The sequence below is a fragment of the Mycobacterium sp. genome (genome assembly GCF_049683935.1).
Classification (GTDB): domain Bacteria; phylum Actinomycetota; class Actinomycetes; order Mycobacteriales; family Mycobacteriaceae; genus Mycobacterium.
Genome location: NZ_JBAUJR010000340.1, coordinates 1 through 15,517, shown reverse-complemented (window position 1 = coordinate 15,517; position 15,517 = coordinate 1). Strand labels below are relative to the sequence as shown.

The window sequence follows — 15,517 nt, the reverse complement described above, 5'->3', positions numbered from 1 at the left end:
GTGCGTCCCGGTCGGCGCGCGCCGCGCTGGCGGATCTCAGTGGCGTCTCTGTGCTGACCGAATCCGTGCGGCGGGCCCTGGTGGCGCAGCGGGAGCGCGCGGACGTCGCCGTGTTGGATCCGCCCCGCACGGGGGCCGGCCGTGAGGTGATCGACCTGCTGGCGGCTGCGGAAGTGCCTCGAATCATCCATATCGGTTGTGAAGCAGCATCTTTCGCGCGGGATATCGGCCTCTACCGGGGCCACGGTTATGTCGTCGAGCAACTCGAGGTGTTCGACTCGTTCCCGTTGACCCACCATGTCGAATGTGTCGCCGTGCTGCAGCGGTAGTCGGCGTTCACCCAAGACGTGGCATAACATGACCCGCAGGAGTGCCGGGAAGTCTGGTCGGCGGTAATTGTTGACGACAACCATAGGCAGGCTGTGACAGAGAACCCAGAGGGGCAACGCAACCGGGGCACACTTCTGTCCCGAGGCTCGTGGGCGGAGACGAGCCGGATCACCGAGGTCCTGCGCAAGGAGACCGTCGGTGGCGTCATCCTGCTGGTGGCTGCGGGGGCCGCGCTCATCTGGGCGAATTCTCCCTGGGCGCCCGGCTACTTCGCGCTGCGGGACCTGGAGATCGGCGGCGAGCCGTTCGGCCTGCATCTCAACCTGACGGTGGGTGCGTGGGCCGCCGACGGGTTGTTGGCGATCTTCTTCCTGGTGGTGGGGCTGGAGCTCAAGAGAGAGTTCGTCGCAGGGGATCTGCGGGATCCCAGTCGCGCCGCGTTGCCTATCGCCGCCGCGGTGGGTGGGATGGTGTTCCCCGCGCTGATCTTCGTTCTGGTGAACCTGAACACCGGCGACGGCGCACTGCGCGGCTGGGCGATCCCGACGGCCACCGACATCGCGTTCGCGGTGGCGGTGCTGGCGGTGATCTCGACGCATCTGCCCTCGGCGCTTCGGACGTTCCTGCTGACGTTGGCCGTCGTCGACGACCTGCTGGCGATCACCGTCATCGCGATCTTCTACACCGAGGACATCAACATCGTGGCGCTGGCGTTGGCGCTGATACCGCTGGCGCTGTTCACGCTCTGTGTGCAGCGCGGGGTGCAGCACTGGTGGTTGCTGATCCCGCTCGCGGTCGCCACCTGGGTCCTGGTGCACGAGTCCGGCGTGCACGCCACCGTGGCGGGCGTGCTTCTCGGGTTCGCGGTCCCGGTGCGTCGATCCGCGACCCGACGCGGCGCCGAGGTCCCCAAGCCGCACCGGGTGGGCATGGCCGAGCACTTCGAGCACCGGGTGCGGCCGGTCTCGGCGGGGCTGGCGATACCGGTCTTCGCCTTCTTCGCGGCAGGGGTGAGCCTGGGTGGTCTCAGCGGTCTGACCAACGCGCTCAGCGACCCGATCGCGCTCGGCATCGTCCTGGGGCTGGTGTTGGGCAAACCCATCGGCATCCTGCTCACCACCCGGGTGATGGCGTCGGTGACCCGGGCGAATCTGGACTCGTCGCTGCGATGGGTGGACGTGCTCGGCATGTCCATGCTCGCCGGGATCGGGTTCACCGTGTCGCTGCTGATCGGTGATCTCGCCTACGGACTGGGGTCCGATCGTGACGAATTGGTGAAGGTCGGCGTGTTGACCGGATCACTGTTGGCGGCCCTTCTGGCCTCGGTGCTCCTGCTGTCCAGAAACCGCGTCTACCGGCGGATTCACCTCGAAGAGACCACCGACGCGGACAGCGACGGAGTGCCCGACGTCTACCAGACTCGACAGGACTGACAGCGACGGCCGTGCGTAGACTGACGGGATGCTCGAACAGATCCGCGGTCCCGCAGATCTGCAGCACCTGACGCAGGTCCAGCTCGATGATCTGGCCCGCGAAATCCGCGACTTCCTGATCCACAAGGTTGCGGCCACAGGTGGGCATCTGGGACCCAACCTCGGCGTCGTGGAACTGACGTTGGCGCTCCACCGCGTCTTCGACTCGCCCCACGACCCCATCCTGTTCGACACCGGTCATCAGGCCTACGTGCACAAGATGCTCACCGGTCGCAGCCAGGACTTCGGCACGCTGCGCAAGAAGGACGGGCTGTCGGGCTATCCGTCGCGGACCGAGAGCGAACACGACTGGGTCGAGTCCAGCCATGCCAGCTCCTCGCTGTCCTACGCCGACGGCCTGGCGAAGGCCTTCGAACTCAGTGGACACCGCAACCGGCACGTGGTGGCGGTGGTCGGCGACGGCGCGCTCACCGGTGGCATGTGCTGGGAGGCGCTCAACAACATCGCCGCATCCCAGCGGCCGGTGGTCATCGTCGTCAACGACAACGGGCGCAGCTACGCGCCCACCATCGGCGGTTTCGCCGAGCACCTCGCCGGCCTGCGGCTGCAGCCGGGATACGAGAAGGTGCTCGACGAGGGCCGCAAGGCGGTGCGTGGCGTGCCGGTCATCGGCGAGTTCTGCTACCAGTGCATGCACAGCATCAAGGCGGGCATCAAGGATGCACTGTCACCGCAGGTGATGTTCACCGATCTCGGGCTGAAGTATGTCGGACCGATCGACGGTCACGACGAACACGCGGTGGAGAGCGCTCTGCGCCACGCCCGCGGTTTCAACGCCCCGGTCGTCGTGCATGTCGTCACCCGTAAGGGCATGGGCTATCCGCCCGCCGAGAACGACGAAGACGACCAGATGCACGCTTGCGGAGTCATCGACCCGATGACAGGGCTGGCGACCACGGTGCCCGGCCCCGGGTGGACGGCGGCGTTCACCGAAACCTTGATCCGGCTGGCGGCCACGCGGCGCGACGTCGTGGCGATCACTGCCGCCATGCCGGGTCCGACGGGTCTCAGCGCGTTCCGCGAGCGTTTCCCCGACCGGTTCTTCGACGTGGGCATCGCCGAGCAGCATGCGGTGACATCCGCTGCGGGCCTGGCGATGGGCGGCATGCATCCGGTGGTCGCGATCTACTCGACGTTCCTCAACCGTGCCTTCGATCAGCTCATGATGGACGTTGCCCTGCACAAGCTGCCGGTGACGCTGGTCCTGGACCGGTCGGGGGTCACGGGTCCCGACGGCGCGAGCCACAACGGCATGTGGGACCTCTCGATACTGGGAATCGTGCCCGGTATGCGGGTGGCGGCGCCGCGCGACGGCGCCCGGTTGCGCGAGGAACTCAGCGAAGCGCTCGACGTCGATGACGGACCCACCGCCATTCGCTTCCCCAAAGGCGATGTGGGCGAGGATATTCCCGCGGTCGAACGCCGAGGTGGTGTCGACGTGCTGGCAGTCCCGGCCGAGGGGACGTCCGAGGACGTACTGGTGGTTGCGGTCGGGCCGTTTGCGTCCATGGCGCTGGCCATCGCCGAGCGGTTACGCAACCAGGGCATCGGCGTGACAGTCGTCGACCCGCGGTGGGTGTTGCCGGTACCGGAGGAGATCGCGGCGCTGGCTGTCCACCACAAGCTCGTCGTCACGCTCGAGGACAACGGTGTGCACGGCGGGGCCGGTTCAGCGGTGTCGGCGGCGTTGCGGCGCGCTGAGGTCGACGTGCCGTGTCGTGATGCCGCACTGCCCCAACAGTTCTTCGACCACGCGTCGCGCGGCGAGGTGCTCACTGCCGTCGGGCTGACTGAGCGCAACATCGCGCGCCAGATCACCGGTTGGGTGGCCGCGCAGGGTGCGTCGGTCAACGACGAGGAGATCAGCGAGCACCTCGACTGACCCCGGCCTTTACCCTGTCGGTATGAGAACCACCCGGCTCGTTCGAGCCCTCGGCGTCGTTTTCCTGGTCATCGCGGGACTTGTTGCCGGCGGTGCCACGGCGCAGGCGGCGGAGCCGCGGTGGTCGGGTCTGGACGCTCGCGGATATGCCGGGCAGATCCCGGCCCCCGGTGGGCTGATCGCCACGGTCCCGCTCGATCCGGCGCTGTCGGTGGCCGGCGCCGGCGATGCCTACCGCATTCTGTATTCCACTCTCGACCAGCACGGCCGGCCGGCGGTCAGCACCGCCGCCGTGTTCACGCCGAAAAGCGCGCCGCCGCAGGGTGGTTGGCCCGTCATCGCCTGGGCGCACGGGACGGTCGGGTTGGGTGACGACTGCACACCGTCGGCGCGTCCGCGCAGCGAGCGCGACAACGAGTACCTATCGCATTGGCTCGAGCAGGGCTACGCGGTCGTCGGCAGCGACTACGCCGGACTGGGCACGCCCGGATTGATGAGTTACCTCAACAGCGTCACCACCGCGCGCGGGGTGGTGGATTCGGTTCTCGCGGTGCACCATATGGGGCTGCCGCTGTCACCGAACTGGGCCGTCGTAGGCCAGTCGCAGGGCGGGGGAGCGGCCATCGCCACCGCCCGCTGGGCCAGCGAGTTCAGTGCCGGATCCTCGCTGGACTACCGCGGGGTCGTCGCCACCGGCACCCCCGCCAATGTGGAGAACCTGGTCAAGCAGGCGGGGCCCGAGATGGCCTTGCCGCCGGAGTTGGGCCCCGTCGCGAATGCGTACACCGCCTATATCGTCGCCGCCTTGCGCGAGGCCCGTCCCGACCTCGATCTCGACCGTGTCCTGAGCCCGACCGGCCGTGCTGCCGCCGACCAGGCCGAAACACAGTGCCTCGCAGAGCTGTCCGCGGCCCTGGCGGATATGACGGTGTCCGAGTTCTTCAACGCACCCGCATCGTCGATACCGGGATTCGACGATGCCGTCGACCAGTTCATGGGCGTTCCGACGTCGGGTTATGACCGGCCGAGTTTCCTCGGGGTCGGGCTGTTGGACCGGGATGTACCACCGAACCTGACGTTGAGGTTCTACGACCAGTTGGTCGCCGACGGCCAGGACGTCGAACTGAAGGTCTACCCCGACGAGGATCACGGCGGCACGGTGCTGGCGTCACTGCCGGACTCGACGCCGTTCCTGGCCCAGCAGTTCGGTTGACCGGCGCGTCTTCGGGCGCCGGGCACGTAGATCGGCCACGATGGAGGCACGCGGTGAAGGCCCGATGACGGGGCGGTCGCAGGAAGTTGACTCGCCGGCAGGGTGATCGCATAGAGTATCCAATGTCAGCTGAAAGCGAGAGCCGATGCCACCGCGCACCGCCGCCAAGCGCCCCGATTCCGAGGGTGCGGACCGAGCAAACCCCGCCACGTACTCCGGTGACGCTGTCCGGGGACGACGGTCGGATTTTGTGCGTCCCAAGACCGCTCAGCAGGCCGTGGCCGAGGCGTTGCGGCATGACATCACCACCGGCAAGCTGGCTCCGGGGAGCTGGATCGTCCAGGAAACCGTCGCCGAGCAGTTCGGCATGTCGCGCATCCCGATCCGGGAGGCGCTCAAGACCCTCGAGGCCGAGGAGTACATCACCTATGTGCCGCACAGCGGCTATCGCGTCACCAAGCTCAGCCTGACCGACCTCCTCGAGGTGTTCACGTTGCGCGCCATCCTCGAGGAGGCGCTGATCCGGGACGCGATGCCGGGCGTGACCGACGAGATCGTCGACGAAATGCGTTCGTGCAATGCGGAAATGGACGCCGCGCTGGCCGAGGACGATCTGATCGCGGTCGGGGTGTTCAATCGGCAGTTCCACGTCCTGACGTTCCAGGCCAGCGGCATGGCGCGCACCAAGCGCATCGTCACGCAGCTGTGGAACACTGCCGACGCCTACCGGCCGCTGTACTCGCCGTTGCTCGACATGCCGAAGGTGTGCAAGGAGCACGTGCTGATGATCGAGGCGATGGCCGACCGTGATGTCGAGCGAATGGTGAGGCTCAACCACGAACACCGTGCGCACGCCATCGCGCCGATCCACGAGATCTTCGACGCGCAATCCGATGCGTCGGCATGACGGTGGTCGATCGGTTGCTCGAGCTGGGTATGGTCGTCCCCGCGCCGCCGGCGCCGAAGGGCGCGTACTTCCCCAGCCGTCGGTGCGGCGACCAGTTGTGGTTGTCGGGAGCCACCGCCCGCCGGGAGGGTGTGCCGGCGCTGCGAGGGGTCGTCGGTGAGGATGTCGACGCCGAACAAGCCGCCGAGCAGGCCGGCCTGGCCGCGCTGAACCTCCTCGGTGCGATCGACGCGGCGGTGGGTCTCGACACGGTGGCCGCGGTGGTACAGCTGCGTGGTTATGTGCGCGCAGTGCCGGATTTCGACACCCATCCCGCCGTCATCGACGGAGCTTCGCGGGTGCTTCTCGGAGCTTTCGGCAGCGAGGTGGGCGCGCACGCGCGCACCGCGATCGGGGTGGCCTCGCTGCCCGGGGGTGCGTGCGTGGAACTCGACCTGGTGGTCAGCGTCGCGACGGTTGGGTGCTGAGCCGATCCAACCACCGACCGATCGCGAGGCCGAGCACCACTCCGGCGAATGCGTTGACCACCAACGCGATCCAGTCGGGCCGAGCTGCGGTGACGGGGCCGGTCGCCGGCGTGGGCACGCTGGTTGCGGTCGTCCGGTCCTCACCGAGGATCGTGGCGTCGAGTCTGTCGACGAACTGCCCGATGATGCGGTTGGTCACCGGCACGATCGCACCCTTGCCGAACTGGGCGATGCGGCCGTTGAGTTCGAGATCTGTGGTCACGGTGACCACCGATCGCGACCCGTCCTCGCGGGCCACCAGTCGTACGGTGGCCTCGGTCGACCCGTTGCCCTTGCGATCGCTGGCGTTGCCCCGCACGATCATCTCCCTGGCTGCGTCGTCCTGGCGCACCAGAGTGGCCACGCCCGCCAACGTCATTCCGATGGGGCCGACTTTGACCGCGACATGGGCGTGGAACTCGTCGCCGTCGCGGCGGTCCAGTTCGGCGCCCGGGATGCACTCGACCACCGTCGGGATGTGGGTCAGCACCGCCCAGGTGGCGTCCAGTGGTGCCTCGACCGCGAACTCGTTGACGAGTTGCATTCCTGCCTCCCGGGTGTCCAGCGGTTGTGGAACGAATGTCATCACCTTACGATTGGATACGATATACAACAATCGTCGACATCGCCGAGGAGGCTGCCGGATGCTGAGCATGGGCGTAGGACTGTTCCCCACCGAACCGACGGCAGCGATGTGTTCCTACGTGCGCCTCTGCGAGGATCTCGGCTACGACAACGTCTGGTTCGGCGACTCCCAGAACATCTGGCGTGAGTCGTCGACCGTGATGGGAGCGGCCGCGGTCGGTACCGAGCGCATCGTGTTCGGTACCGGCGTGACCAATGCGGTGACCCGGCATCCCTCCCTGCTGGCGTCGACGTGGGCGACGCTCGCCGAGTTCACCGGCGGCCGGGTCGCTCTGGGGATCGGCACGGGCGATTCGTCGCTGCGCACCATGGGTCTCAAGCCGCTCAAGCTCGCCGAACTCGAGCGCGCGATCGCTGACCTGAGGGCCTTGTTCCGTGGAGAGAAGGTGGCAGAGCCCACCAGTGGGGCCGAGTACCACCTGAACTACCTCCCCGGCCCGATCGACGTCCCGATCTACATCGCCGCATCCGCGCCGAAGATCCTCGAGATGTCGGGTCGCATCGCCGACGGCGTCATCGTGTTGGTCGGCACCGCACCGCATTTCATCGAGGCCGCGCTCCGGACGATCGAGCGCGGGGCAGCCAGCAGTGGTCGCACCCTCGACGATCTGCACATCGTGCTGTGGACGCCGACGGCCATCGCGGAAGACAGCACCGAGGCGCGTGACCTGGTGCGTGCACACGTGTCCCGCGTCGCGATCCGCCCACTGCCCGCCAAGGTCGACCCCGCGCTGGAGAAGGCCATCGATCGGATACGCGAGCAGTACAACTACTACGAGCACATGAATCCCGAGGCGGCGCACGCTGACCTGGTGCCCGACGAACTCGTCGATCTGTTCGCGTTGGCAGGCACGAAGGCCGAGTGCGCGCAGCGACTCAAGGAGATCCAGTCGCTGGGGGTGGACCAGGTTTCGATCGTGCCGTTCGTCCGACCGGGCCAGAGTCGCGAGGGCACGATCCGCACCTTCGCCGACATCGTCAGCGGTCACCTGGCGTGACTGCCCCCGGAGTACAGGACCCGCGCGCACATCCCGCGCCGGGCAGTGATGTCCCGGGGGCTCCGCCGGCATTGAAGCGGCCGCTGACGCCGGCCGACGGTGTCGCCAACGCCGCACCGGTGCCGAACTCTGCTGCCGAAGTTGTTGGACAGCAAGATCATTCAGCGCCGCAGGGACGCGGAGACGGATCGCGACTGGTCGCCGCGGCCGCGATGACGGGGTTGGCGGTGGGCCTGGAGATTGCCGGATTTATTTCACGTCGACGTAACAGTTGACGGTTGACGCCCCACAGAGACCGTTCGTATAGTGTATCCAATATCCACCAATACACGGAGGCTCCTCTGATGTCACGGTTCCCCAAGGTCGTCGGCGCGCTCGTCGCCACATCCGCTCTCCTCGTTGGCGCCACCGCGTGTGCCGACGAGTCTGCCGGACCCACCGAAGGTGGTGGAGCCACCACCGACACGCTGAGCATCTCCGCGACCGGCGTGGACAGCCTGCCCTTCATGGCGATCCTGCAGGCAGGTATCGACAAGAAGTGGTTCGAGGAGGAAGGCCTGACGGTCGACCTGTACTCCGGCGGCGGTGGCGGCAACACCCTTCGGGTCGTCACCAGTGGTGACGCGGACATGGCCATCGCCGGTAACACCTCAGTGATTCTGGCTGCACAGCAACCGGATTCGAACCTCACGGTGGTCGCACCCTGGTTCCAGATCAACGACTTCTCCTGGATCAGCCCGCCCGGACGCACCATCGAGGGCGCCACTCTCGGCTTCAGCTCGGCGGGGTCGTCGACGGAACTGTTGGTCAAGGGCCTCGAACAGGAACTCGGCCAGGGCGTCAGGGCACAGGCTGTGGGCGGAATGGGTGACAACTGGACCGCTGCCAGGGCCAACCAGATCACCGCGGGGTGGGCGATGCAGCCCTTCATCGCCGAGAAGCAGGCCACCGAGAACGCCGAGATCCTGGTGAATGCGCGCGATGTCCTCGGTGACCTGCCCGCCGACCTGGTCGCGGTCAACACCACCTACGCCGAGGCCAACCCCGAGAACATCAGGACGTTCTTCAGGGTGGCCGACCGCCTCAACCAGTGGGTGGTGTCCAACCCGGACGAAGCCGGCGCCGAGATCGGACCGCTGGTGGGGGTGTCGCCCGAGGTCATGCAGGCCGCCTTCAGGAACAGCCCGGACCTCGCCAAGGGATACTCGCTCAAGGTCGACACCGAAGGTCTGACCAATCTCTCCGAACTGATGGTTGCCGCCGGCCAGATCGACGAACCCGTCGACTGGGCGACCGTGCTCGACCAGCAGTACCTTCCCGAGGACGACCGCGCGACCTTCTAAAGAGCAGGCCACGTCAGTCCCAGACGAATCGACGAGAGGGAGCGTCTTGGAATCGCAAGGTATTGAGATGACCGGCCTGTCAGTGGTGTTCGACACCGCCGCCCGACGGATCACAGCCGTCACCGACATCGACCAGAGCGTGCCGCACTCGAGTTTCGTCTCGATCGTCGGGCCGAGTGGGTGTGGTAAGTCGACCCTGCTGGCGGTGGTCGCCGGCCTACAGAAGGCCACCACCGGGACGGTCAGCGTCGGGGGCCGGCCCGTCACCGGCCCCGACCCCAAGATCGGTGTGGTGTTCCAGGAGGACTCGACGCTGCCGTGGCGCACCGTCGAGGAGAACGTCGCCTTCGCCATGGAGATGATCGGCGTAGGAAAGCAGGAGCGGCGCAAGCGGACCATGGACGCCATCGAACTCGTCGGGCTGGGCGGCTTCGAGAAGTCCTACCCGTCGCAGCTCTCCGGTGGTATGCGCCAGCGGGTCGCCCTGGCGCGCACCCTGGCGGTTCAGCCCGAGGTCGTGCTGATGGACGAACCGTTCGCCGCGCTCGACCAGCAGACCCGACTGTTCCTCGGCACCGAGGTGCGGCAGATCTGGGCCAGGACGAAACAGACGATCATGTTCGTCACGCACGACATCTCCGAGGCGATCCTGTTGTCACAGCAGGTATGGGTGATGTCCTACCGACCCGGAAGCATCATCGACGTCGTCGACATCGATCTACCCGGGGAACGCGACGCGGGTGTGGTGTCCACGCCACGCTTCAACGAACTGCACAACCGGATCTGGGGCTCTCTGCAAGCCGAATCGATGCGTGGCTTCAAGCAGCAGGAATCGGCGCGGACGTGACCGCGGCATCCACCAAGTCCGTCGCGGCGGCAGACGATCTGCCTGCTGAGACCTCAACCTCACCCGCCACGCCGCCGCCACCGCGCGGGCGCCGGTTCGGCACGCTGGCATTCAGCGTGGGCTCGACCGTCGCGCTGATCCTGCTGTTCATCGCGCTCGCCGAGATCGGTTCGCGCGCGGGATGGTGGAACGACACCGTGCTACCCGCACCGTCTGTCATCTTCGCAGAGCTCGGCAGGTTGCTCACCGAACCGCAGTTCTGGCTCGACGCGCGACGCACCGGCATCGAGGTCGCCGCCTCGATCCTGTTCGGGTGTCTGCTGGGATTCGCTGCGGGACTGCTGTTTTGGAAGGTTCCGCTGCTGGGCCGGGTGTTCGAGCCCTACCTCGTGTCGTTCTACGCCGTGCCGCTGGTGCTTTTCTACCCGGTGATGATCGTGCTCGTCGGAATCAACGCGATGTCGGTGATCATCCTGGCCACGATCATGGCAGCCATCCCGATGGCACTGAACACGGCAGTCGGCCTGAACCAGATGCCGCCCGTCTACATGAAACTCGCTCGCTCGCTGCGCACGTCACCGCGGCAGACGCTGTTCGCCATCGCCATTCCCGCCGCCGGTCCCTACATCGTCGCGGGTCTGCGGCTCGCGGTCGTGTACGCGCTCATCGGCACCATCGCGATGGAGTTCACCACCGCGCAGGCTGGTCTCGGCTACCGAATCCGCTATCTGTACGAGATCTTCGACAACATCCAGATGTTCGCCTACATCGTCGTCGTGCTCGTGCTGTCCTGCCTGCTGACCGTCGCGCTCGCCGCCGTCGAACGGGTGCTGTTGCGAGGGAGGAACGCATGACCGCCACGCTTCCCGCCGATCCGGACACCGAAACCGCCGCCCCATCACGATTCTCGGCACGGAAGGTTCTCGGCAGCCAGTTCTTCGGTGCCAGCGTGGTCGCCGTGCTGGTGGTCATCGCCTGGGAAGTGGTGTCCGGACTGACGTTTGTCATTCCGTCACCGCTGCAGACGCTGACGGTGCTGTTCGAGAACCTCTCGGACCCCGCCTACCTGTTCGACCTGCGCGTGACAGCACAATCGGTGGCGATGGCGTTCGTCGTCGGCACCGCCGTCGGCGGCGGGATCGGCCTGGTGCTCGGCCTGTCGAGCAGGATGCGTCTGATCTTCGAGCCACTCATCATCATGCTCAACGGCATTCCGAAGATCGTGCTGTACCCGGTGCTGCTGCCCATCTTCAGCCTGTCGGGATCCAAGGTCGTGATGGGTGTGCTGTTCGCGCTCTTCCCGGTGCTGATCAACGTGTCCACCGGCGTACAGGAGATCCCGAAGGTCTACTGGAAGCTCGCCCGTTCGGTACGCGCCAACGCGTGGCAGACGCTGGTGCACATCATCTTTCCGGCGATTCGCCGGCCCTTGCTCACCGGCATCCGGTTGGCCGTCAGCCTCGCCGTCGTCGGTGTGGTCCTGTCGGAGTTCTTCGCGACCAGGCGCGGGCTGGGCCGGGTGGTGTTGCAGGCCTACAGCCACGGCGACTATCCGTCGATGGTCGCGACCATCATGCTGCTGATCACCATCTCGTTCGGCATCTCGATCGCCCTGTGGCAGTGGGAGAAACGAATTCATTGAGTACCTCCGACGCATCGAACCCGGGCGCCGCCCGCGAATGGGTCGGTAGCTCGGTGCGGCGGCGGGAGGACGACCGCATGCTCGGCGGGAACGGCAGGTTCCTCGCCGACCACGCCGCGGGTGCGCAGCATGTCGTGTTCATCCGGTCCACGCAGGCCCATGCCAGGATCACCGGTGTCGACACCACGGCCGCCGACGGGATGCCCGGCGTGCACGGCATATTCGGGGCCGACGACCTCGGACTCGGGGGTGCCCCGATCCCGTCGCTGACCACACCGGATCCCGGCTTCGCCGCGGCCACGGCGCTGGTCCTGGCCGAGCAGAGGTTGCCGATCCTGGCCTCGGGCCGGGTCCACTATGTCGGACAGCCGATCGCGGTGGTGATAGCCGACGATCGGTACATCGCCGAGGACGCCGCCGAGAACGTCGTCGTGTCCTACGAACCGCTACCGCCGGTGATGGACGCCCTCGCCGCGTTCGACCCGTCCAGTGCCAGGTTGTTCGAGCACCTGCCCGACAACCAGGCGGCCGCACTCGAGTACGACTTCGGGGACCCGGGCCGCGTGTTCGACCGGGCAGAGCACGTCGTCGAGGGCACCTACCGGATGGAACGGCACGGCGCCGTGCCGCTCGAATGCCGGGGTGTATCAGCACATTTCAGCAGCCACGAGGACCGTGTCGAGCTACACACCTCGACACAGGTCCCGCACATGGTGCGCAACGCGATCTGTGCTGTCACTGGCTGGACACACGAGGCCGTGAAGGTCAGCGTGCCCGACGTCGGCGGCGGCTTCGGCACCAAGGCCAACGTCTACGGCGAGGAGATCGTGCTCGCCGTGCTGGCCAGGCATACCGGTCGGCGCCTGATCTGGGTCGAGGACCGCCAAGAGCATCTCGTTGCCAGCGCGCAGGCCAGAGACCAACTGCATCGTGCCCGGTTGGCCGTGGACGCCGACGGCCGGATCCTGGCCTGGGACGTCGATTTCGTGGTGGACATCGGTGCGGGCAGCCTGTGGGTCGCAGGCATCATCGCCAACACCGCAGTGCACCTGATGGGGCCCTACCGAATTCCCGCCGTGCATGTCCGGGGTCGTGCCGCCCTGACGAACAAAACCCTGGTGGCGCAGTACCGCGGCGCAGGCCGGCCCGAAGCGACGTTCTCGCTCGAGCGCAGCCTCGACGCCGCTGCCGCGGCCGTCGGCATCTCGGGCGAGGAGATCCGCAGGCGCAACCTGCTGACAGCCGCGGACATGCCCTACCGTCGGCCGATCCCGTACCGCGACGGCGTGCCGATCGCCTACGACGGCGGCGACTACCGTGCCTGCCTGGAGTCGGTGACCGCTGCGCTGCCGCGGTCCGAGATCGACGTGTGCGCCGCCGAGAACCCGCACCACCACATCGGTTACGGGCTGTCCTCCTATCTGGAGGCGACGGGCCGGGGGCCCCACGAAACCGCGCGGGTTCGGCTGCTGCCGTCGGGCCGATTCGAGGTGACCGCCGGTGCGGCATCGGCGGGACAGGGGCACGAAACGGTCTTCGCGCAGGTCTCGTCCGACGCGCTCGGGGTTCCGCTCGAACAGGTGCGCTACGTGGCCTCCGACACCGAACGGCTGCCGGACGGTGTCGGCACGTTCGCCAGCCGCTCGGCGATCCTGGCGGGGTCGGCGGTGTACCAGGCCTGCGGCGAGCTGATCGACGTCGCGTCGTCTCGCGCCGCGGAGCTGATGGGCGTCGGCCGCGTCGACTACTCCGACGGTCGTTTCACTGTCGGGAACCGGGCGGTCAGCTGGGAGGACTTGGCCGCGGCGTGCCGGGTCGGCGGCGCCGGCGAGGGCGGCGCGGCTCTCGACGTCACGACCGTCTACCGGGTGTCCACGGTGACGTGGACGATGGGTGTGCATGCGGTGATCCTCGGTGTGCACCGCCGCACCGGCATCGTGAAGGTGTTGCGCTACGCCGTCTCCCACGAAGGGGGCCGCGAGATCAACCCGCGAATCGTCGAAGGTCAGATCGTGGGTGGGGTGGCCCAGGGCATCGGCGGGGCGCTGTTCGAGGCGTGGCGCTACTCGCCGACGGGTGAACCGACGTCGACGACGTTCGCGGCTTACCATCTGCCGCTGACAACCGATATGCCCAACGTGACGGTCAATCACCTCCACGTCGACACCCCGACCAATCCGATCGGCGTCCGCGGGGCAGGGGAGAGCGGCACCATCGCGGTGTACTCGGCGGTGGCCGCTGCTGTGGATGACGCGCTGGGGAACGGCTTCCACGTGACCACAACGCCGGTCGCGTCGGGTGAGCTCTGCCGGGCGCTGGCCGGAGTCGCGTCGTGAAGCCCGCCGAATTCGACTACCACCGGCCCGATTCGGTGTCCGAGACGTTGGATCTGTTGGCACACGACTCCGAGGCCAAGCTGCTTGCAGGTGGGCAATCGCTTCTGACACTGATGAACCTGCGCCTGGCGCGCCCGTCGGCAGTCATCGACATCGGCCGCCTCACCGAACTGCGGAGGATATTCGACGACACCGACGACCTTCTGCTGGGCGCTCTGGTCACCCACCGCACCGTTGAAGTGGACCCGCTCGTCGCCGCGCGGGCACCGTTGCTGTCCGACGCCGCGCGTTACATCGGTCATGTCGGGATCCGTAATCGCGGCACCATCGGCGGATCGGTGGCACATGCCGACCCCGCAGCCGAGATACCCTTGGCGACATTGGTTCTCGATGCCACCTTCCATGTGGAGTCGGCGACGTCAGGACGGCGGCAGATCACAGCAGACGAGATGTTCGTGTCGGTCTACACCAACGCGATGTCACCCGACGAGATGATCACCTGGATCTCGGTGCCCGCGATCAAACCCGAGCAAGGCTGGGGTTTCGTCGAATACGCCCAGCAGCACGGAGACTACGGCCTGGCGGGAGCCGCTTGCCTGATGACCCTGGACCCGGACGGCCGGATCGCCTCGGTGCGCGCCGGGGTATTGGGTGTGGCGGATCGGCCGTTGCTCTTCGTCGGCGACGACGTCGTCGGGTGGACACCGACGGAGCGGTTGTGGCGGGATCTTGCGGACCACTGGGCCACCGGCATCGAGCCGACCGCCGACGATGCCGACTACGCGCGCAGACTGTGCGCAGCTGCGCTCGACGAGTCCCTCACCGATGCTCACCGACGCGCCTGCGGGCGGGCAGGGGATTCGAGTGACAAATGATGCTGCCGTCGTGACCATCTCGGTGACGGTGAACGGCGCACCCGTCAAGCGCTCGGTGCCTGCGCGGTTGACGCTGGCGGACTTCCTGCGCGACGAACTCGGGCTGACGGGCACCCACCTGGGATGCGAACACGGGGTGTGTGGCGCGTGCTCGGTGTTCGTCGACGGTCGCTCGGCACGTGCCTGTCTGGTGCTCGCGGTTCAGGTGGACGGCCTGCGCGTCGACACCGTCGAGGGTCTCGACCAGTTCGAGGAGGCTGCGCGGCTGAGGCGAGCGTTCTCCGAGCGTGGTGGTCTGCAGTGCGGCTTCTGCACGCCGGGATTCTTGGTCTCGGCGGTCGAGTTGCTTCGCGATCCGGACGCCGAGAAGCCACTGACCGCAGACTCCGTCCGAGAAGCGTTGTCCGGCAACATCTGCCGGTGCACGGGATACCAGGGCATCGTGGCCGCGGTGCTGGACGCTGTGGCCGCGCCGCCGGACGGTACGGACGGTGCGGACT

General features: G+C 67.2%; 14 protein-coding genes and 1 pseudogene. 14 read left to right on the top strand and 1 reads right to left on the bottom strand.

What is annotated here, in order from left to right:
* The 6 genes and pseudogenes from WA965_RS19835 to WA965_RS19810 all read left to right on the top strand — a co-directional run.
* A pseudogene (locus tag WA965_RS19835) lies at positions 1-329 on the top strand (class I SAM-dependent RNA methyltransferase); the annotation flags it as partial.
* 93 nt (positions 330-422) lie between these two features.
* On the top strand, positions 423-1,763 hold the full coding sequence (gene nhaA / locus WA965_RS19830; RefSeq protein ID WP_526300444.1) for a Na+/H+ antiporter NhaA: 1,341 nt from the start codon (positions 423-425) through the stop codon (positions 1,761-1,763).
* A gap of 28 nt (positions 1,764-1,791) precedes the next feature.
* Complete coding sequence (dxs, locus tag WA965_RS19825; RefSeq protein ID WP_526300442.1) at positions 1,792-3,705, top strand: 1-deoxy-D-xylulose-5-phosphate synthase; 1,914 nt, start codon at positions 1,792-1,794, stop codon at positions 3,703-3,705.
* Positions 3,706-3,727: 22 nt separating this feature from the next.
* The gene (locus WA965_RS19820; RefSeq protein ID WP_526300440.1) at positions 3,728-4,918 is read left to right on the top strand and encodes an alpha/beta hydrolase family protein; all 1,191 of its coding nucleotides are present in this window, start codon (positions 3,728-3,730) and stop codon (positions 4,916-4,918) included.
* A gap of 145 nt (positions 4,919-5,063) precedes the next feature.
* Positions 5,064-5,825, top strand: a complete 762-nt coding sequence (locus tag WA965_RS19815) for a GntR family transcriptional regulator (RefSeq protein WP_178360495.1) — start codon at positions 5,064-5,066, stop codon at positions 5,823-5,825.
* On the top strand, positions 5,822-6,292 hold the full coding sequence (locus WA965_RS19810; RefSeq protein WP_526300438.1) for a RidA family protein: 471 nt from the start codon (positions 5,822-5,824) through the stop codon (positions 6,290-6,292). Before WA965_RS19815 ends, WA965_RS19810 begins: the two co-directional genes overlap by 4 nt.
* On the opposite strand, the gene WA965_RS19805 is transcribed toward WA965_RS19810, so the two are convergent.
* A complete protein-coding gene (locus WA965_RS19805) occupies positions 6,267-6,917 on the bottom strand; it encodes an SRPBCC family protein (protein WP_526300436.1) in 651 nt (216 codons plus the stop codon). The two genes, WA965_RS19810 and WA965_RS19805, sit on opposite strands and share 26 nt — an antisense overlap.
* A gap of 58 nt (positions 6,918-6,975) precedes the next feature.
* Between WA965_RS19805 and WA965_RS19800 the strand changes: the two genes are divergently transcribed.
* The 8 genes from WA965_RS19800 to WA965_RS19765 all read left to right on the top strand — a co-directional run.
* Positions 6,976-7,974, top strand: a complete 999-nt coding sequence (locus tag WA965_RS19800) for an LLM class flavin-dependent oxidoreductase (protein WP_526300434.1) — start codon at positions 6,976-6,978, stop codon at positions 7,972-7,974.
* Positions 7,975-8,318: 344 nt separating this feature from the next.
* On the top strand, positions 8,319-9,317 hold the full coding sequence (locus WA965_RS19795) for an ABC transporter substrate-binding protein (protein ID WP_526300432.1): 999 nt from the start codon (positions 8,319-8,321) through the stop codon (positions 9,315-9,317).
* Between the two features lie 67 nt (positions 9,318-9,384).
* The gene (locus tag WA965_RS19790) at positions 9,385-10,164 is read left to right on the top strand and encodes an ABC transporter ATP-binding protein (protein WP_526300430.1); all 780 of its coding nucleotides are present in this window, start codon (positions 9,385-9,387) and stop codon (positions 10,162-10,164) included.
* Complete coding sequence (locus WA965_RS19785; protein WP_526300428.1) at positions 10,161-11,018, top strand: ABC transporter permease; 858 nt, start codon at positions 10,161-10,163, stop codon at positions 11,016-11,018. Before WA965_RS19790 ends, WA965_RS19785 begins: the two co-directional genes overlap by 4 nt.
* A complete protein-coding gene (locus WA965_RS19780) occupies positions 11,015-11,806 on the top strand; it encodes an ABC transporter permease (protein ID WP_526300426.1) in 792 nt (263 codons plus the stop codon). Before WA965_RS19785 ends, WA965_RS19780 begins: the two co-directional genes overlap by 4 nt.
* On the top strand, positions 11,803-14,142 hold the full coding sequence (locus WA965_RS19775) for a xanthine dehydrogenase family protein molybdopterin-binding subunit (RefSeq protein ID WP_526300424.1): 2,340 nt from the start codon (positions 11,803-11,805) through the stop codon (positions 14,140-14,142). Before WA965_RS19780 ends, WA965_RS19775 begins: the two co-directional genes overlap by 4 nt.
* A complete protein-coding gene (locus tag WA965_RS19770) occupies positions 14,139-15,017 on the top strand; it encodes an FAD binding domain-containing protein (RefSeq protein ID WP_526300422.1) in 879 nt (292 codons plus the stop codon). The genes WA965_RS19775 and WA965_RS19770 overlap by 4 nt, the downstream gene beginning before the upstream one ends.
* The coding region (locus WA965_RS19765; protein WP_526447992.1) for a (2Fe-2S)-binding protein at positions 14,968-15,517 on the top strand (550 nt) is incomplete at its 3' end. The genes WA965_RS19770 and WA965_RS19765, both read left to right, overlap by 50 nt.